General features: G+C 71.9%; 16 protein-coding genes and 1 pseudogene. 7 read left to right on the top strand and 10 right to left on the bottom strand.

Features of this window, described 5'->3' with window-relative positions:
* The first annotated feature begins 1 nt into the window (after window position 1).
* Entirely contained in the window at window positions 2-3,784 is a 3,783-nt protein-coding gene (locus AB0B50_RS22285) for a CHAT domain-containing protein (RefSeq protein ID WP_362334450.1), read from the top strand.
* A 365-nt stretch (window positions 3,785-4,149) separates the two neighbouring features.
* On the top strand, window positions 4,150-4,401 hold the full coding sequence (locus tag AB0B50_RS22290; protein ID WP_362334452.1) for a hypothetical protein: 252 nt from the start codon (window positions 4,150-4,152) through the stop codon (window positions 4,399-4,401).
* A 58-nt stretch (window positions 4,402-4,459) separates the two neighbouring features.
* On the opposite strand, the gene msrB is transcribed toward AB0B50_RS22290, so the two are convergent.
* From msrB to AB0B50_RS22310, 4 genes are all read right to left on the bottom strand, one after another.
* Window positions 4,460-4,867 (bottom strand): peptide-methionine (R)-S-oxide reductase MsrB, encoded by a 408-nt coding sequence (gene msrB, locus AB0B50_RS22295; protein ID WP_362334455.1) that lies wholly within the window; start codon window positions 4,865-4,867, stop codon window positions 4,460-4,462.
* A gap of 13 nt (window positions 4,868-4,880) precedes the next feature.
* Window positions 4,881-6,284 (bottom strand): UDP-N-acetylmuramate--L-alanine ligase, encoded by a 1,404-nt coding sequence (gene murC, locus AB0B50_RS22300; RefSeq protein WP_362334458.1) that lies wholly within the window; start codon window positions 6,282-6,284, stop codon window positions 4,881-4,883.
* Between the two features lie 189 nt (window positions 6,285-6,473).
* Window positions 6,474-6,935, bottom strand: a complete 462-nt coding sequence (locus AB0B50_RS22305) for an indole-3-glycerol phosphate synthase (protein WP_362334891.1) — start codon at window positions 6,933-6,935, stop codon at window positions 6,474-6,476.
* A 150-nt stretch (window positions 6,936-7,085) separates the two neighbouring features.
* Window positions 7,086-7,934 carry a pyrimidine reductase family protein gene (locus tag AB0B50_RS22310; RefSeq protein ID WP_362334461.1) on the bottom strand — a complete coding sequence of 283 codons (849 nt, stop codon included), beginning with the start codon at window positions 7,932-7,934 and terminating at the stop codon, window positions 7,086-7,088.
* Between the two features lie 36 nt (window positions 7,935-7,970).
* Here AB0B50_RS22310 and zapE point away from each other — a divergent pair, with 36 nt between their 5' ends.
* From zapE to AB0B50_RS22330, 4 genes are all read left to right on the top strand, one after another.
* Window positions 7,971-9,062 (top strand): cell division protein ZapE, encoded by a 1,092-nt coding sequence (gene zapE / locus AB0B50_RS22315; RefSeq protein WP_362334464.1) that lies wholly within the window; start codon window positions 7,971-7,973, stop codon window positions 9,060-9,062.
* A 162-nt stretch (window positions 9,063-9,224) separates the two neighbouring features.
* On the top strand, window positions 9,225-10,586 hold the full coding sequence (locus tag AB0B50_RS22320) for a PhoX family protein (protein ID WP_362334467.1): 1,362 nt from the start codon (window positions 9,225-9,227) through the stop codon (window positions 10,584-10,586).
* A 180-nt stretch (window positions 10,587-10,766) separates the two neighbouring features.
* Complete coding sequence (locus AB0B50_RS22325) at window positions 10,767-11,591, top strand: PPK2 family polyphosphate kinase (RefSeq protein ID WP_362334894.1); 825 nt, start codon at window positions 10,767-10,769, stop codon at window positions 11,589-11,591.
* 178 nt (window positions 11,592-11,769) lie between these two features.
* A complete protein-coding gene (locus AB0B50_RS22330) occupies window positions 11,770-13,053 on the top strand; it encodes a cytochrome P450 (RefSeq protein WP_362334470.1) in 1,284 nt (427 codons plus the stop codon).
* Here the strand turns inward: AB0B50_RS22330 and AB0B50_RS22335 are convergent.
* From AB0B50_RS22335 to sph, 5 genes and pseudogenes are all read right to left on the bottom strand, one after another.
* A complete protein-coding gene (locus tag AB0B50_RS22335) occupies window positions 12,948-14,198 on the bottom strand; it encodes a cation:proton antiporter (protein WP_362334473.1) in 1,251 nt (416 codons plus the stop codon). The two genes, AB0B50_RS22330 and AB0B50_RS22335, sit on opposite strands and share 106 nt — an antisense overlap.
* Window positions 14,199-14,338: 140 nt before the next feature.
* Window positions 14,339-14,971, bottom strand: coding sequence for a hypothetical protein (locus tag AB0B50_RS22340; RefSeq protein WP_362334907.1), 633 nt, complete (start codon window positions 14,969-14,971; stop codon window positions 14,339-14,341).
* The gene (locus AB0B50_RS22345) at window positions 14,929-15,234 is read right to left on the bottom strand and encodes a DUF6531 domain-containing protein (protein ID WP_362334476.1); all 306 of its coding nucleotides are present in this window, start codon (window positions 15,232-15,234) and stop codon (window positions 14,929-14,931) included. The genes AB0B50_RS22340 and AB0B50_RS22345 overlap by 43 nt, the downstream gene beginning before the upstream one ends.
* 49 nt (window positions 15,235-15,283) lie before the next feature.
* Window positions 15,284-15,478, bottom strand: a pseudogene (locus AB0B50_RS22350) (hypothetical protein); the annotation flags it as partial.
* Between the two features lie 129 nt (window positions 15,479-15,607).
* Complete coding sequence (gene sph, locus AB0B50_RS22355) at window positions 15,608-16,597, bottom strand: sphingomyelin phosphodiesterase (protein WP_362334479.1); 990 nt, start codon at window positions 16,595-16,597, stop codon at window positions 15,608-15,610.
* Window positions 16,598-16,931: 334 nt separating this feature from the next.
* Here sph and AB0B50_RS22360 point away from each other — a divergent pair, with 334 nt between their 5' ends.
* Window positions 16,932-17,714, top strand: a complete 783-nt coding sequence (locus AB0B50_RS22360; protein WP_362334482.1) for a class I SAM-dependent methyltransferase — start codon at window positions 16,932-16,934, stop codon at window positions 17,712-17,714.
* Here the strand turns inward: AB0B50_RS22360 and AB0B50_RS22365 are convergent.
* Window positions 17,711-18,775 carry a cytochrome P450 gene (locus tag AB0B50_RS22365; RefSeq protein ID WP_362334485.1) on the bottom strand — a complete coding sequence of 355 codons (1,065 nt, stop codon included), beginning with the start codon at window positions 18,773-18,775 and terminating at the stop codon, window positions 17,711-17,713. The two genes, AB0B50_RS22360 and AB0B50_RS22365, sit on opposite strands and share 4 nt — an antisense overlap.
* Window positions 18,776-18,944: the final 169 nt, after the last annotated feature.

An 18,944-nucleotide genomic window follows, 5' to 3' on the forward strand; every position in this document is an offset into this window, starting at 1 on the left:
GATGACGGAACCACACGCCTCACACGCGGGCGAGAACCCCACGGGCGGGCGGACGGCCGAGCGCGAACGGCTGCTGCGGGCGGTGCGCGGCCGCGTCGACGCGGTGGGCGGGCCCGCGGGCAACGCCCCTCTGCACACGGAGGAGGCGGGGCGGGACGCGGAGCTGCTGCTGCGCCATCTCGTCATGGTCGTCGACGAAGGCGGCCCCGAGGCGAGCGGCGGCCAGGCGGACAGCGCGACCGCGGGCACCGCCACCGGCGCCCCCACCCACGGAGTCGACGCCGAAGTGGCGTACGCATTGGGCGTGTTGTACCTGTGCCGCGCCGACGACCGACCCGCCGCCCCCGCCACCGAACACGAGGCACGGCTCGCCCTCCTGCTGCTCGCCCCCTTCTACTACAACCCGCCGGGTCAGCCGGACGTCCTGCCACCGCCCCTGCGCGCCGGACTCGACCACGTCCTCGGCCCCGACGGCCTGCGCCCCACCACCCCCGAACAGGCGGCCCAGGCGCACGCCGAGTCCCTCGCCAACCTCGGGATGCTCCTCCTGGAACTCACCCTGACCCTTGGGTACCCGGCGGCCGCCCGCGCGTCGGCCGACATCCTGCGCGGCGCCCTGCCGCACCTGGCGTCCGAGGGCCCCGACCGTGCGCTGGCGGGCTGCAACCTCGGCTACGCACTGCTCCTCGGCGGCGCAGGGCCCGACCGCGAACCCTCCCCCGCGCAGTCCGCCGAGGCCGTCTCCGTGCTGCGCGCGGCGTTCTCGGCGACGCCCCGCGCACACCCCAACCACGCCCGCTGCGCCAACGGCCTCGGCCTCGCCCTGCTCACCGCCGCCGCGCACGCCAAGGACCGCACGCAGTTCCCGGAAGCCGCCGCGATGTTCCGCATCGCCACGCAGACGGCGACCGAGATCGACGACAACCTCCCCCAGATGTACGCGGACCTCGGCTACGCCCTCACCCTGTACGCCAAGTCCGCCGACGACGGCTGGGAGTTGGACCCCGCGTTGCGCGACGAGGCCGTCCAGGCGCTGCGCCGCTCGCTGGAACTCACCGCGGACGACGACCACGAGACGCTGCGCGTACGCCTCGACCGGCTCGCCGACGCCGTGCTGACCGGCGCCACGCCGAAGGGCCGCCGCGAGGCCGCCGCCCGCGCCGAGGAGGCCGTCGAGCCGCTGCGGCGCCTGCACGCGCTCACCCCGTCGGGGCACCCGGACCACCCGGACGTGACGCTGCGCCTGGCGGTGATCCTGGTGGGGGCGAACCGCCCGCAGGAGGCCCTGGACCTGCTCACGCACCATGCGGCGGCCTTCGACGGCGACGCCGAGCGGACCCGGAGTGTCGAGGCCCTGATGTTCCAGGCGGCGGCGCTCAAGGGCGAGCTCTCCTCCCGCTCCGAACTGACGCCCGAGCAGGAGGAGGACCAGCGGGCCATCGACGAGATGCTGCGCCCCGTGCTCTCCGGGGAGCGGGCCGACCACCCGCTGGCCGCCGTGATGCAACTGCTCGGCTTCGGCCCGCGCGCCGACGCGAGCCGCGACGCGGAGCTCACGGAGTTCGGCAACCTGATCCTGGGGTACGGCGACCGGACCGGCGTGGCCGACGTCTTCGCCAAGGCCGCGGAACTGGAGGCCAAGCGCATCGCCAGGCTGCCCGACGAGCAGCGGGCGGCCGCGCTGGCCGCGTTCCTGGACGGCGAGGCCGATCCGTCGGGCGCACCGCCCGAGCACCCCGTGGACACCGGCGCCCTCGACGAACTCCTGGACGTCCACGACCGGTTGAGGCCGCGCATCCCCGCCGACTGCCGGGAGCACCGCTTCCTGCGGGACATGCGCGGCATGCTGCTCCTGCTGAAGGCCATGCACACCCAGGGCGACCAGAAGACCCGGCTGCGGGCGATGCGTGAGGCCCTGCCGCTGATGAGGGAGTCGATGGAGACGATGCCCGCCCTCCTCCAGGAGATCGGGGTCACGCCCGAACTGTTCGGCGCGCACGCCGCGTTGTCGTACGCGGATGAGTCACCGTTCGACCGGATCGACGCGCTGGAGCGGTCGGTGAAGGGCTGCCGCCGCTCCGTGGCGGCCCTGGCCCCCGGCTCGCCGGAGCACACCGAGGCCCGCGTCTCCCTGGCCATGAACCTCTTCACACGCCACACCCTGTGGTCCGAGCAGGCCGACCTCGACGAGGCCGAGGACATCGCGCGCGAGCTGACCGCCGCCCCCGACCCCACGCCGCGCACCGCCATGCTGCTGCTGAAGTGGACCTCCGCCGCCATGTCACGCGTCCAGCGCGCCGCCCTGCTGGGCCCCGAGCCGCCGCAGGAGGGCCGCTCCCCCAGCATCGTCACCCGCCTCGCCTCCGACAACGCCGCCTCCGCGCTCGACCGCCACGACGGCGTCGCCGCCCTGGAAGCCCTGGAGGACGGCCGCTCACACCTGCTCTCCGGAGCGCTCAACGCCCGCAGGGAGCTGGAGCAGCTGCAGGGCGCCGACGCCAAGGCGCACGCCCGGCTGCGCGCCGCGCTGCAACGGGTCCGCGACCTGACACCGGACGTGGAAGCGGGCCGCTGGCCCACACCGGAGGACGAGGCGGAGTACCGCGCGGCCGCAGAGGACGCCGCGCACCTGGTCGACGACCTCCAGCAACGCCCGGGATTCCAGCGCTTCTTGACGCCGCTCCCCCTGGGCCTTGACGACCTGCTTCCGGCCGCCGCGCAAGGCCCCGTCGTCAGCGTCAACGTGAACCCGGCCCGCTGCGACGCCCTGGCGCTCTGCCCGGACGGGCTGCGCACGATCGCGCTGCCCGAGCTGCACGCCGCGGATCTGGTGGCCCAGGCCGAGTCCTTCCGTATCGCGGTGCAGGCGCTGACCAACGGCCGCCGCGACCCGCTGTACGAGGACTCCCGCGAGGTCTTCACCGGGACCCTCGGCTGGCTGTGGGACGTCCTCGCCGAACCGGTCCTCGACGCCCTCGGGTTCACCGGACCGCCGGCCCCCGGGACGCCCTGGCCCCGCCTGTGGTGGTCGCCCACCGGTGTGCTCAACTCCTTTCCCCTGCACGCCGCGGGGCACCACGGGGAGCGGGACCCGGAGGGCGCCGCCGTCCTGGACCGCGTGGCGCCCTCCTACACACCCACCCTGCGCGCGCTGCTCTTCAGCAGGGCCAGGACGCGTGCGACGGGGCGGCGCCGCACGCTGGCCGTGGCCGTGCCGGAGACCGCGGGGCACGCCCGCCTCGACCGCACCGTCACCGAGGCGGCGGCGGCCGTGGCGGCGGGCGGCGGCACCCCGCTGATCGGGCCCGCCGCGACCCGGGACGCGGTGCGCGAGGCGCTGCCGGGCGCGGCCGTGGTGCACTTCGCCTGCCACGCGGGCGGCGACCCCGAGGACGTCGCCGCGAGCCGGCTGCTGCTCACCGACGGCGATCTGCGGCTCAACGACATCGCGGGGCTGCGCCTCGCCGACGCCGAGCTCGCCTATCTCTCGGCCTGCGGCACGGCGCGCGGCAGCAGCGCACCCGCCCTGGCCGACGAGGCCGTCCACCTCGCCTCCGCGTTCCAACTCGCGGGCTACTCCCAGTCGGTGGCCACGCTGTGGGAGGTGGGCGACACCTTCGCGGCCGAAGCGGCGGCACTGTTCCACCGCTCCCTGGCCCCCGCGATGACGACCGCGGGCCCACTCCCCGCGGCCCTCACCCTGCACCGCACGGTGACCGCGCTGCGCCACAGCCACGGGGACAGGCCCTGGACGTGGTCGAGTCTGGTGCATGCGGGAGCGTGAGGCGTCGACGCCCCGTGGAGGCGGAGCGGAGCAGGCGCCCGCGGGCCCTTCTCGGCGTTCGGTCGGACCTGTTCACTTCCCCCTGCCGGTACGGGAAGGTATCGGCGTGCCTCGCTGTTCAGCGCATATCCGTGAGCCAAGGCCCCATCCGCCCCGCCGGTCACGCACGATGATGCGGGCAGCTTCAGTCGCCTCCGCCATCACTCTCGCCGGAGCGACAACCATCGCCACCGGCACCGCGAACCGGGCCGTGACCTCCTGGCTCGGAAGTGACGAGCCGCCGAATCCGAAAGAGACCAATGTCCGCTGCTTCCGGCCGTTCGACGTCGAAGGAGAGCTGAAACCGCGGTACGCGAAGGCGAAATGTGTTCTCCTCCGGCACGGTCGTGCGCACCGCGTTCAACACCACGCGGGTCCACGCGGCCCTTCCCGCGCTCCTCGCCGGCGTACTGGTGTGGGAGCTCGCGATCATCAACCTCGCCATGGCGGGCCCGCCGCCGGGACCGCCCCTGATCCAGGTCGGCGCCCTGATCGGCGGCCCGCTCTCGGTGACGGCCGTGGCGTGGTGGGAGCTGGACCGCCTCCGCACCCGCTACGGCGTGGCCCTGGGCGGCTGAGCCGCGCCCCGGGCCACGTCAGGCATCGGCCACCTCAGGCATCGGCCTCGGCCGGGCGTCAGCCCTCGTCCGGCGTCAGCCGCAGCGAGATGCTGTTGATGCAGTACCGCTGGTCGGTGGGCGTGGGATAGCCCTCGCCCTCAAACACGTGCCCGAGGTGCGAGCCGCAGCGCGCGCACCGCACCTCGGTGCGCACCATGCCGTGCGACGTGTCCTGGAGCAGCTCGACCGCGTCGGTGTCCTTCGGGTCGAAGAAGCTCGGCCAGCCGCAGTGGGACTCGAACTTCTCGCCGGAGGTGAAGAGCTCGGCGCCGCACGCCCGGCAGGAGTAGACACCCTTGGTCTTGGTGTCGGTGTACTCACCGACGAACGCGGGCTCCGTGCCCGCCTGGCGCAGGACCGCGTACTCCGAGGGGCTCAGCTGCGCGCGCCACTCCTCGTCCGGCTTCTCCACGTCGTACGACATGACTCAGAACCCCTTACTTCGACAGCTCGGCAAGGATCTGCGGGCCGAGGTCCGTGACGTCGCCCGCTCCCATGGTGAGAACGAGATCGCCGGGCTTCGCCATTCCCGCGATCGTCCGCACGGCCTCCGCTTTGTCGTGCGCGGCCACCACCTCGGCGCCCGCCGCACGCGCGGCGTCGATGATCAGGGCGCTGGTGATGCCGGGGATCGGGTCCTCGCGCGCCGGGTAGATGTCCAGGACCACGGAGGAGTCGGCGAGGGCGAGGGCCTCGCCCATCTCCTTGCCCAGCTCCTGCGTGCGCGAGAAGAGGTGGGGCTGGAAGAGGACGAGGATGCGCGCTTCGCCCGCGGCGGAGCGCATCGCCTCCAGGTCGGCCGTCATCTCGGTGGGGTGGTGGGCGTAGGAGTCGATGACCTGGACGCCCGCGGCCTCGCCCTTGAGCTGGAGGCGACGCTTGACGCCGGTGTACGACTTCAGGGCGCCGGCCAGGTTCCGGGACGGGATGCCGAGCGCGATGCCCGCGGCGAGCGCCGCGACCGCGTTGTTGGCGTAGTGGCGGCCGGGCACCGAGACGGTGAAGGTGAGCAGCTTGCCGTCGAGCAGGACGGTGACCTCGCTGGTCAGACCGCGCGCGGTGATCTTGTGGATGCGCAGGTCGGCGGTTTCGGACTCGCCGTAGGTGACGACCTTGAGCTGCCCGAGGTCCCGGACGCGCTTGGTCAGCTCGACCGCGCCGGGCTGGTCCGCCGAGATGACGAGCGTGCCGCCGGGGACGACCTTGCCCGCGAAGATCTCAAAGGACTCGTAGATCTCGTCCATCGACGCGTAGTTGGCGTGGTGGTCGAGCTCCACGTTGAGGACGATGGCGACCTCGGGCGTGTACTTGTGGAAGCTGCGGTCGCTTTCGTCGGCCTCGGCGACGAAGATGTCGCCCTCGCCGTGCAGCGCGTTCGTGCCGGGGGCGTCCAGGTCACCGCCGATCGCGTACGACGGGTCGAGGCCGAGGGTGGAGAGCGTGACGGCGAGCATCGAGGTCGTCGTGGTCTTGCCGTGCGTACCGGCGACGGCGATCGGGCGCAGGCCGTCCATCAGGGAGGCCAGGGCGTCCGAGCGGTGCACGACGGGGATGCCGAGCTCGGTGGCGCGGGCCAGCTCGGGGTTGTCGGCGCGGATCGCGGAGGAGACGACGACGCAGGTCGCGTCGGGCGCGAGGTGCGCGGCGTCGTGCCCGATGTGGACGGTGGCGCCGAGCGCGCGCAGGGCCTCGGCGGTGGCGGAGTCACGGGCGTCGCTGCCCGCGACCTTCGCGCCGCGCTGGGCCAGGATCTTCGCGATGCCCGACATTCCGGCGCCGCCGATGCCGATGAAGTGCGGTCGGTCCATGGCGGCCATGGACTGGGGCAGGCCGGGTGCCATGCGTGTGTCTCCCCTGGTGTTGCGACGAGTGTCACGTCGTACGACGTGCGAGCAGCCCCAGCCTATTGCCTCCGCGGGGTTGGTATCGCGCTCCGTCAGGGGGGGGCGGGGAACTGCGCGACAAGCCACGGACGGCCCGCGGCCGCAGTCGGGCCCGCAGCGTCAGCACCGCCCGATCCAGCGGAGCGCCTACTCGTCGACCGCGCTGTGCGAGAACAGCTTGAGGACAGGGACGCCCACCTTGTGCCGCGCCCGCGAGGCCCAGTCCCGGTGGAAGAACTCCTCCACGTAGTGCGGGTCGGTCAGGACGATCACCTCGTCGGCGTCCGCGTCGTCGACCAGGCTCTTGAGGGCGTCCAGCGGGTGGTCCTCGATGAGCCGCCCCTGCGCCGCGCAGCCGGCCGCCCGCAACGCCGTGAGCGAGACCTGGAGCGCCTGCTCGCCGGGGCCCTTCGCGTCCTGCCCCTCGGGGGTCTCGCCCTCGCGCGCCGCCTCGTCGAGCTCGCCGAGGGCGACGTCGTCGATGGCCCTGAGCAGCCGGTCCGCCTGGTCGCCCCTGGGCTGGAGCAGCACGTGGAAGGTGACGGGCTCGTCCCCGTGCAAGGTGGTGACGAACTCCACGTCGGCGGACGTCAGGGCCTTCTCGATCATCAATACGCTTGTGAACACGCCAGGCGCCCTTCTCATCCGTGGGCCGTCGTGAGGCCCTTGCGGAAACCATCCTGCCCCGTGCCCGCACGGGGTCTGCGAGATCTAGTGTGCCCAGCCGAAGCCAAACGGAACGGCTGATTCCGCCGATTGTCAGGTACGACGGTATCGGGTGTAGAGGAACCCGGCCTCCTCCAGTACGGATGCCAGTACGAATCGTTCCGGCACCTCGAGCGCGGGCCCGACCGAGATCCGCTGCGCGTCCCCCGCGGCCAGCATCGGCGACACCGACAGACAGAGCTCGTCCAGTGCCCCTGCCGCCACGAACTGGCCGAGCATGCGGGGCCCGCCCTCCGTGAGCAGCCGGGTAAGACCCCGCTCGGCCAGCGCGGGCGCCACCCGCCCCGGCTCCACGGTCGCGCCCTCGCCCGCGACCACCACGACGGCACCCGCCTTGGCGGCCGCCTCGACACGGTCGGCGGGCGCCGCGGCCCCCGTCACCACGAACGTGGGCGTCAGGGGCGAGACGAAGAGCGGAAGCGAAAAGTCCAGGTCAAGGCTTGCGCTGACCACCGCGATGGCCGGCGCCGGGGTCTGCCCCGCCGCGGCCCTGCGCTCCGCGAAGGCCTCACGCGCGCGCGGCGGGCGATAGCCCTCCTTGCGGACCGTCTCCGCACCGACCACCACGACGTCCGCGAGGGCGCGCAGGGTCCCGAAGATCCGCATGTCCGTGTCGCTGGAGATGGGCTGGGAGCGACCGTCGTGCTGGGCCGCGCCGTCGAGCGTGGAGACCATGTTGGCCCGCAGCCAGGTCGCCTCCCCCGAGGGGTAGGCGTAGGCGTCGGCCAGTTCGTCGAGGCTCCACTCCCGGTCGGCCGTCTCGTCCGTCCGGTTGTTCCTCCGGTCATCCGTCCGGTTGTTCCTCCGGTCATGTGTCCGGTCCTCCGTCCGGGGGTCCGTCCGGTCGGCTGTCTGGTCGGTCACAGGGAACAGGCGTCGCATGTCCGCAGTCTTGCACGCCCCCTAAACTGAGGAACTGTGTCGTCCTGCACCACAGCCTCCGGGCCAAGTCCCATAGCCGACGTCGGGCCGCAGTCCCTGTGCGCCCGCGAGCCGCGCGTCCCCGCCGACCGTCTGGTCGCCGAGATGGTGCCGCCGCCGCGCTTCGACTCGGTCCGGTTCGATACGTACATCCCGGACCCGAACCAGCCCAGCCAGACCGAGGCGGTCCGCGTCCTGAGCGGCTTCGCTGCGGGCCTCGGCGGAGCGCACGCCTCCGGTGCGGGAAAGCGCCGCTGGTTCCAGAAGAAGCCGGCCGCCCCCACAGGCCCCCGCGGCGTCTACCTCGACGGTGGCTACGGCGTCGGCAAGACCCACCTCCTCGCCTCCCTCTGGCACGCGACGCCCGCGGCGCCCGAGCAGAAGGCGTTCGGCACCTTCGTCGAGCTCACGAACCTCGTCGGCGCACTGGGTTTCCAGGAGACCGTGCGCACCCTCAGCGGCCACCGGCTGCTCTGCATCGACGAGTTCGAGCTCGACGACCCGGGCGACACGGTCCTGGTCTCCTCCCTGCTCGCCAAGCTCGTCGAACAGGGCGTGGCGCTCGCGGCCACCTCCAACACGCTGCCGGGCAAGCTCGGCGAGGGCCGGTTCGCGGCCACGGACTTCATGCGGGAGATCCAGGGCCTTTCCGCCCACTTCAAGGCGCTGCGCATCGACGGCCAGGACTACCGCCACCGCGGGCTGCCGGAGGCCCCCGCCCCGTACTCGGACGAGCAGGTCACCAAGGCGGCGTACGCGACCGACGGCGCCTCGCTCGACGACTTCCCGCACCTGCTCGCGCACCTGGCCAAGGTCCACCCCAGTCGGTACGGCGCGCTGACGGACGGGCTCACCGCCGTCTGCCTCACCGACGTGACGCCGGTGCCCGACCAGTCGACCGCCCTGCGCCTTGTGGTGCTCGCCGACCGGCTGTACGACCGAGAGGTGCCGGTGCTCGCCTCCGGCGTGCCCTTCGACAAGCTCTTCAGCGAGGACATGCTGAACGGCGGGTACCGCAAGAAGTACTTCCGGGCCATCTCCCGGCTCACGGCGCTCGCGCGGGACGCCAAGGGGCTCGTGGACGGGTAACTCCCGGCAGGGCACGACACACGTACAGGCACGTACAGGACGCGCACAGCGGTACGCAAAAGAACGCGTAAAACGGAAGCTACGCGCGTGGTTCCCGACCGCCAAGGCGCGTGGTACACACATCCGGTCACATTCCTGTCCGCCAGCAGGAGGTTGCCCATCATGTCTGCCACACGACGTCAGGTTCTTGCCCGCACCGGTGCGCTGGGCGCGGGAATCGCCTTCACCGGCGCGCTCTCGGAACTCTTCGCGGGCACCGCCGCCGCGCACGGAAAGGCCGGATACGGCCCCCTCGTCCCCGACCCCAAGGGCCTGCTCGACCTGCCCGAGGGGTTCCGCTACAAAGTGCTCTCCCGCGAAGGCGACGACCTCCGCTCCGGAGAGGGCAAGGTCCCCAGCAACCACGACGGCATGGCCGCCTTCCGCGGCAGGCACGGCGGCGTCCACCTCGTGCGCAACCACGAGAACCGCGTCACCGGCAAGATCGGCGTGCCGACGGTCGAAGGCCTCACGTACGACCCGATGGCCAAGGGCGGCTGTACGACGCTCGCGCTCGACCGGAGAAACAACGTCATCGGCGAGCGCGTCGGGATCGCGGGGACCGCGGTCAACTGCGCGGGCGGGCCCACCCCTTGGGGCACCTGGCTCACCTGCGAGGAGACCGAGGACAAGGCCGGCACTAACGGCTACACCAAGGACCACGGCTTCATCTTCGAGGTCGACCCGGTCGACCCGCACCGCACCGGAGCCGTGCCGCTCACCGCGATGGGCCGCTTCCAGCACGAGGCGATCGCCGTCGACCCGAAGCGCGGCGTCGTCTACGAGACCGAGGACGCCTTCCAGAAGCCCTTCGGCCTCTTCTACCGCTTCCTGCCCGACAAGCCCGCGGGCGGCCGGGGTTCGCTGCGCGCGGGCGGCAAGCTGCAGGCGATGCGGGTGCCGGGCGTGCCCGACCTGTCCTCGATCCAGGAGACGGGCGCGTCCTTCGACGGCGTCGAATGGGTCGACGTACCGGACCCGCTCGCGGCCCAAACCCCCATCCGCCTGCAGGACTTCGGCCCCAAGGGCATCACCCACGCGCAGAAGCTGGAGGGCTGCTACTGGGGCGGCTCGTCCGTCTACTTCGTCTCCTCCTTCGCGCACAGCGCGGAGGGCTCGGCGGGTGACCACTTCGGGCAGATCTGGCGGTACGACCCGTCAAGGCGCCGACTCACCCTCGTCATCGTCTTCGGCCCGAGCACCGACATCCAGCTGCCCGGCGAGTCCCCCGACAACATCTGCCTGGCGCCCAGCGGCGGCCTGATGGTGTGCGAGGACGGCGACGGGGCGCAGCACGTGTACGGCCTCACCCGGGGCGGCGAGGTCTACGCGATGGCCCGCAACCGGCAGAACATCGGCACCCCCGAGAAGCCGGAGTGGGGAGAGTTCGCGGGCGTCGCCTTCTCCCCCGACCACGACACGATGTACGTGAACTGCTACACGCCCGGCACGACGTTCGCGGTGACGGGGCCCTGGCACAAGTAGCGCCCCGTCGGCCCTCATCGCACGATCGAGGGACACGACCGGAAGGGGTGCGCGGTGGCGAAGGCCAAGAAGGACGGCAAGGGCGCCAAGAAGGACGGCAAGGCCGAGAAGAAGAAGGGCAAGGGCAAGGGCACCGAGAGAGCCGCCGAGAAGGCGGCGGCCCCGCCCCTCCTCACCGACCTGCTGCGCATCCCCGAGGGAGAGAGGGTCGACCTCTCCTCCTACGACGCCGCCGCGACCCCCGCGGGCCCCTCCGACAAGCTCGCGGGGCTCGCCGCGACCGCCCGGATGGGTGAACGCCTGGCCGACCTCCAGGAACGCCTGTACGCGGCGAGCACGGCAGGCGACCGCCGCCGCCTCCTCCTGGTCCTGCAGGGCATGGACACCAGCGGCAAGGGCGGCACGGTGAAACACGTCATCGGCCTGTTCAACCCCTCGGGCTGCCGCATCAAGGCCTTCAAGGCACCGACTCCCGAGGAGCAGAACCACCCGTTCCTCTGGCGCATCATGAAGGCACTCCCCCAACCCGGCGAGATCGGCATCTTCGACCGCTCGCACTACGAGGACGTCCTGATCGCCCGCGTCCGCGAGCTGGCCCCGCGCAGCCAACTGGGCCGCCGCTACGCCCAGATCAACCGCTTCGAGAAGTCCCTCGCGGACGACGGCGTCACGATCGTCAAGTGCTTCCTGCACATCTCGTACGAACAACAGAGGCGCCGACTGCTGGAACGCCTCGACAACCCGGACAAGCACTGGAAGTTCAACCCGGGCGACATCGAGGAGCGCGCGCTGTGGCCCGCGTACCAGGAGGCCTACGAACTGGCCCTGGAGCGCTGCTCCACACCACAGGCCCCCTGGTACCTGATCCCGGCGGACCGCAAGTGGTACCGCAACTGGGCGATCAGCAAGCTCCTCCTGGAACACCTGGAGGAGCTCGACCCGCAGTACCCGAAGGCCGACTTCGACGTGGCCGAGAGCAGGCGGAGTTTGCTGGCCGAGGGGTGACGGGCGAGGACCGCTCGGCACCGACCGGTTGACCAGGTCTGCCATCGCTTACCGGCCTCGCCGCCGGAAGACGGGGCGAAGTCGACCCGACTGTTGTGCGGTTCATACAATTCACGGATGCCAGTCCTGGTTCTGGGGCCGCCTCCGTATCGGCGGGGGCGCGATGAGGATGAGGGGCATGCCCGATGTCCTGGACCCCGCGGACCCGTCGTTCGCCCGTGACCCCTACCCCTTCTACGCCCGGCTGCGCGCCCGAGGCCCGGCGAGCCGGGTGACACTGGCCAATGGCACCCAGGCCTGGCTCGTCACCGGATACGAAACCGCCCGGACCGTCCTGGCCGACCCGAGGTTCTCAAACGTTCCCCTGCCGTCCGTCGGCCGTCCGAAACCCGACTCCCCTGCCCGGCGCGCCCAGGCGTGCCTGGCCCAGCACATGCTCAATCGCGACGCCCCCGACCATCGACGGCTGCGCCGCCTGGCCGCCGAGGCGTTCACCCCGCCGCGCGTGGACGCCCTGCGCCCGCGGATACAGGAGCTGGCCCAGTCACTGGTGTCCGACCTGGCGGGGCGAATGGAACGGGACGGAACGGCCGACGTGGTGGACGCGTTCGCCTTCCCGCTGCCGGTCCTCGTCATCGCCGATCTGCTGGGCGTGCCGGAGTCCGACCGCATGGACCTGCGCGAGTGGACCTACCGTGTGGGCTCCCCCGCCGACGCGCTCCCTCCTGGCGCGGCGGAGGAGGCGTGGGGGCACCTGTACACGTACTTCAACGAGCTGATCGCGTACAAGCGGCTCGCCCCCGGGGACGATCTGCTGAGCCGGCTCACGCACGAGCCCGGCGAAGCCGCGGCAGACAAGGGCGAGTTGATCGCCATGGCCTTTCTGCTGCTCTTCGCCGGCTACGAGACCACCATGAACCTGCTCGCCGCCGCGACGCTGCTGCTGCTCACCCACCCCGGCGAACGCGCCGCCGCCCTCGGTGGCGACCCGCGGCACTGGGCCGCCGTGACCGAAGAGGCCCTGCGCTTCGCCAGTCCGCTGGAGGGGGCGACCTGGCGGCGCGCGACCCAGCCGGTGGACCTGGGCGCGGGCGTGGTCGTTCCGGACCAGGCGTCCGTCCTCGTCGTTCTGGCCGCCGCCAACCGCGACCCCGCGCACTACCCGGAGCCGGACGCCTTCCGCCCCGCGCGCTACCTGACGGAGCGCCAACGCCCGGCCCCGCACCTCGCCTTCGGGCACGGCCCGCACGTGTGCCTGGGCGCGCGCCTCGCCCGCCTGGAGGCGGCCATCGCCCTCCCTCTGCTCTTCACGGCCTTGCCCGACCTGACCCTGGCCGCCCCCGCGGACACCCTCTCCTACCGCCCCGGCCTCCTCGTCCGCGGCCCGCGCCAGGTGCCCGTCGGGCGCGTGCCCGGTGCGGTCCTGGCGTCGCGCTCGAACCAGCGGGCGACGGGCTCTTGAGTGACACCGTGCAGGACGATGCTCATCAGGACCGTCGCGCACATGACGCCGATGATGAACTCGGCGTCGTCCGGCGGGAGCTGAATGACGGCGAGCAGGGCGAAGACGATGGACGTCACGCCTCGGGCACCGAGCCAGCCGATCGCCGCGCGTTCGGTCCGCGGGAAATCGGTGCCCGCAAGGGAGGCCACCACCGGCACGAAGCGGGCCACGGTCAGGGCGAGCAGCCCGTAGAGGACGACACGCGCGGAGACACCGTCGGCGAACGTGTCCGCGGCCAGCTTCCCGAGGGTGAACCACACGGCGTAGGCCATCAACTCACCGACCTCGTGCACCAGTCCCAGGTTGTCCTCGGCGACGGCGTGGGCGGTGGTGGCGTACCACAGCCCGGCGACGAAGGCCGCGACGAATCCATTGGCGCCGACGACGGTGGCGGTGGCGTAGACGAGGAACGGCAGGACAAGGCTCGCGGTCCGCAGAGCCGTGGGACGGGCCCAGCCGCTCTCGTGGGCGTGGTGCACGAGCCATGCGGCACCTCCGCCCAGCAGGCTGCCGACCACGACGGCCAGGGCGGCTCCCTCGAAGACGTTCCACAGCAGTTCGGAGAACGTACTGCCGTGTGCGGTGGCCAGGTTGGCCACACAGAACAGGAACAGGGGGGAGACGAGTCCGTCGTTGAAGCCGCCCTCGATGTTCAGGGCCGCCCGGACCCGCAGCGGGACCCGCTCATCGCGCAGGAACCCGGCGACCGGTGCGAGGTCGACCGGCATGACCACGAGCGCGGCCACCGCGAGCAGCCACCAGTCGGTGCCGGGGAAGACGAGCGCGCCGAGGAGGGTGGCCAGGGCGGCGGAGGCGGGCAGCGCGATGCCGAGCAGCCGGCCTTCGCCCACGGACTTGCCCAGGCGTTCGTAGGTGCGGCCCTCGGTGGCGTCCATGAACAGCATCACGGCGAGCACGATCTCGACGGCCCGCTCGAAGCTGTGCGCCTCCAGGTCGAGCGGCACGGCGGGATTCGCGCCCCGGGTGAGCACCATGCCCGCGACGACGAAGAGGATCGGCGCGGTGATGCTCCAGCGGGTCAGACGGCCCGACACGAGGGCCCATACGAACAGCAGGGACAGCAGAACGATGAAAGCCGGCACGGATACTCACAGCGGACGACGCGGGCGCAGCGCACAAGGACAGGGCGATCCCCCACTCTCCGCGCCGCTTCCTCGCGACAGGGCGACCGCCGCGCGGCGGTCGCCCGAATTGCGCACGGAAGAAATACCCGAGGCCGCCTTCAGGAAAGGATGAACCGCTGAGGCAGCCGCCCCGCTTCCCACAGCTCGTCGAGCCGCCGGAACAGCCCGCCCCCTTTCGCCAACTCCACCCGCTCCTCGCCGGTCAGCTCCCCGAGCGGATCGGTGAAGTCGAAGGTCCCGAGATCGGGCCCGGTCCAGCCCTTGGACCGACGGCAGACGGCGCACCACATGTAACTGATGAGCGTGGGCCGGGCCCGGAGACGGCTGCGGTAGACATACGTCCGCACGGCCGTCTCCTCACACGCGGGGCAGACCCGCTCACCCTGGTCCTCGTCGCCCGGGGTCGTGATGTAGGCCCTCCCATTGTGGGCGTCCTGCATTCCACGGCGTGCCGCTTGCTGATGGTGGTGCATGGTCTCGTGGAAGACTGTACTCACCGCCTCGTCCATGTCCCGAAGGCCGAGGTCGGAGATCTCGATGACTGGACGGCCGCGAGGGCCGCGCATCGGGAAGCCGTCCGAGGTGTGAGGGCTGTTGCCGAAGGCCGGACCGAGCGGTCCGTCGATCTGCGGCACGTGCACGATGTCGTAGTCCTCCACCGACATCCCCCGACGGCCGAGCGCCATTCTCAACTGCCGGACGCTGTCCGCCGGGCGTGCGCTGGGAGGCACCACGGTAGTGGTTGACGATCTCCGGCCCGCACGGGGCCAAACCCAGCTGGTCGCTCCACACCAGCGGGTTGTCCAGTGCGCACTCCGCTGCGATGGTGGCGCTCGACGGCGAGTGGCAGGACCCCGGGCAGGAGCACATCGGTGGCGGACATGACCATCTCGCCGGTGGCCATGTCGATCGGGTCGCCCCGGGTGAACGGACTCTTCATCTGGCGGCCCGTGGACCGCATCCCTTTGCCGAGGCCTTTGACTCCCGCAGCCATGCCCTTGAGCCCGGTCTTACCAAGGGCCTTCAGGCCCTTTCCGATTGTCGGGCGCGTCCTCGAACTTCTCCGTGAACGCCTCCGCGGTCTGCCCCGCCCACCGCAGGATCGCGTCCTCACCCGCCACCCCCTTGATGTCCCGCAGCACCCTGCCGACATCATCGGCGAAGTCGTGCAGGTCCTCGGCGAGTCTGCGCACCCGCTGCGGATCACCCGGCGTCGGATCCTTCTCCAGATCCGACACATGCCAATCCCGTGGCCGATGGCCCCCATACGACTTCCCCCGTCACGCCAGTGGTACCGAAATGCGTACGTGAGGTTGAAGCCACCAAGCCCCCGGACCAACAGGCGGTCCGGGCAGCGGGGCAGGTGATCAGCGGCCGATCACCGGGTAGTGGTCCGAAAGGTTCGTGTACGTGTACTGCTTGCCCCAGCTGGAGACCGTCCAGGGAGCGCTCTGCTCCTTGATGACGTCGTTGGTCCAGCTCGCGGGGCGGGCGTGGCCCTTGCGGTGGAGGACGTAGTCCAGGTCCTCGCGGGGGTCGTCGGGGTAGCGCTCGGCGGCGATCGAGTTGTCCCGGGTGTCGAAGGAGTACGGGTGGCCGGTGCGGGTGTCGGCCGGGGCGAAGCCGCCGTCGGTGAGCATCGAGGCGTACTCGGAGCTGTGCGAGTCGACGTTGAAGTCGCCCGCCACGAGGACCTGTTCGTCCGCCGGTATGTTCTTGGCGGCCAGGAAGGCGTCCATCTCCTTGAACTGCTTGGCGCGCGTGGCCGCGGCCTCGCCGCTGCCGCAGCCCGGGTCGGTGGACTGGGCGTGCGTGCCCACGACGTGCGCCTTGGTGCCGTTCACGTCCAGGACGGCGTAGACGAAGCCCTTGTTGGAGTAGGAGTCGGCGCCGCACGCGTCCTGGTAGACGTACTGCTCCTTGCGCACGATCGGCCACTTGCTCAGGACCGTCACGCCGCCGTCCTCCGGCGTCACCGAGGAGTACGCGCCGCCGGTGGCGTCCCAGCCGTCCTTGCTCCGCCCCATCACGGGGGTCTGGTGCGGGTAGCGATCCTTGGCGTTCGCCTTCAGCGCGTCGGACGAGGAGTTGTCGAAGGCCTCCTGGAGCACGACCACGTCCTGGCCCTGGAAGAAGTCCGCGGCCGGGATCGCCTTGGCGCGGTGGTCCTGGCCCCAGTTCGGGTACAGCGTCTTGCTGAACAGGAAGGTGTTGTACGTGAGCACCTTGAGCGAGGGCGTGGCCGCGGGGGCGGCGTCGGCCGCCGTCGCTGCGGGGGTGACGGCGGCGAGCGTGGCGGCGGCGAGCACGGTCGTGATCGCGGCCGCGTGGGTCCTGCGCAGCGCTGCGTACGGCACGGAAACTCCTGAGGGTGGGGGGTTGTTGGTGCTGTGACGGGTGGTGCGGATGCTGCCGCCGGTGCGGCGCTCGCACATAAAACCAGCTGGGATTACTTCTGGGGATACTTCGCGTGAACAAGCCTCGTCGGCGGAGCCGCGGAGGGGCCCCTGACGGCCCCGTGGGGGTGTGCCGGCGGCTCCTCGGGGGTGGGGTGGAGGGGTGGGTTCCCGGCCCTCGTGACAGGTCGGCCGGCGCCCGTCGGCGGCTTCCCGAAGGGGCTCGCAGAGCGCCTCCGACCTGGGCTCTTCTCCGCATCCAGACCTACAATTCCCCTTCGCGAAAGGGGACTTGATGAACCGCGACATCCGCACGACGGACGATGTGATGAGACTTCTCGACGGCCTGTTCGCACCGGAGGCCGACCGCTGGACGACCGACGGCGCCGCCTGGTGGGACGGGTTCTACGCGGACCGCGACAAGCCGGTGCCGTTCTTCGTCGCGAAGCCGGACGAAAGCCTTGTCTCGTACGTGGAGCGCGGCATCGTCACGCCGGGCCGCGCCCTCGACCTGGGCTGCGGCCCCGGCCGCAACGCCCTCCACCTCGCCTCGCTCGGCTTCGACGTGGACGCCGTCGACCTGTCACCGACCGCCGTCGCCTGGGCCGAGGACCGGGCCCGCGAGGCCGGAGCCCGCGTGCGGTTCCACCGCGGCGACGCCTTCGACCCCACGGCGACCGAACTGACGGGCCCCTACGACCTGATCCACGACTCGGGCTGCTTCCACCACCTGCCGCCGCACCGCCGCGTCGGCTATCTGGCCCTCGTCGACCGCGCCCTCGCGCCCGGCGGCCACTTCTCCCTCACCTGCTTCGCGGCGGGCGAGCGGGGCATGGGGTCCGAGCTGGACGACGCCGAGTTCTACCGCGGGGGCGGACTGCGCGGCGGCCTCGCCTACACCGCGGAGTCGCTGCGCGGCATCTTCCGCGACCTGACGGAGGTCGAGGTGCGCCGCATGCGGGACGAGGCGGCCGACTCGCCCCACTTCGGCGAGCCCTTCCTGTGGACGGCCCTGTTCCGCCGCGACGCCGCCCGCCGGGGTCGCGACGCCGCCTCTCGGATCGCTCCCACCCGCTAGCGGTGCCCCGCCCCGCTCTCCCGCACGAGCCGCACCTTGTCGACCCCGAGCAGCCCCGCGAGCGGCACCTTCGCACTGGTCTGCGCCGGGTCGACCGTCAGGTCCGCGGCGCGCATCGCGTCCAGCAGCATTCCGGCCAGCGGCATCACCATGTGCCGCCCCCAACAGCGCTCGGAGGCATGGCCGAAGGGCAGGTACCCGGGGAGGTCGTCGGGGTCGAGCGTGGCCCAGCGCTCGGGACGGAACTCCTCGGGGTCGTCCCAGAGCGCCGGGGCGCGGTGGCTGAGCAGCGGAAGGAGCAGGACGTCGTCGCCCGCGCCGATGCGGGCGTCCAGGGCCGGGTACTCGGGGGACGCGTTGCGCAGGATGTTCCAGGACGGGGGCAGCAGCCGCATGGACTCGTAGAGGATCGGCTCGTTCGGCGTCCCGTCGTCGAAGGGCGCCCCGAGCCAGTAGGCGTTGGCGACGAGCGTGGAGACGGTGAAGCAGACCGGGGCGGCGGCCCGCCGGTACATGCCCATCGCGTAGCGCCGGTCGCTGTAGTTCTTCGCGTTCGCGGTCAGCCCCGCGATGCTGGTGACGGGCGCCCCCGGGCGGAGCCTGCCGGGCAGGGCGGCGCCGGTGGCGATGACGGTCCAGGTCAGCTTGGGCGTCAGCTCCAGGGTGCGGTCCATGAGGATGCGCAGCCGGTACGGGTCGGCGCCGAGGATCAGATCGCGCAGATACACGTGGCCGACGTGCGGCCACTCCCCCGACAGGTCGACGCCGCGCGGTGCGGGTTTCTTCAGCGCGGCGCGCACGTCGCGGCCGATGGCCTGCATGACGGTGGACGCCTCGGTGCGGGGGATGGAGCGTCCGTGCAGGGGCTTGAAGGTCGGGCGTTCGCGTTCGGTGGCCGGCCTCGCGGCGAGGATCCGGTCGGTCAGGTCGTGCCCGGCGACGCCCATGGTGTCGGCGTCCAGGCGGAACACGTCCCCGCCGCGGTGGTCACGCAGCAGGGCGTCGAGCCGCGGCGCGAAGACGGTGGTCCGGGTGAGCCGGTCGGTGCCGGACGTGGACATCTGATGTCTCCCAGTACGGGAGGCCCGCGCCCGGCGGCGAACACGGAAGCACGCCGGGCTCGGGCCTCGTCAGCGAATTACGTCCCTGGAGGACCGTCCCTGGAGGGACCGCCCCTACGGGACGCGGACGCGCATCCGCACGGGATGCGCGAGGTGACCGATTCGCCGG

This window comes from Streptomyces sp. NPDC041068 (assembly GCF_040647455.1).
GTDB lineage: Bacteria > Actinomycetota > Actinomycetes > Streptomycetales > Streptomycetaceae > Streptomyces.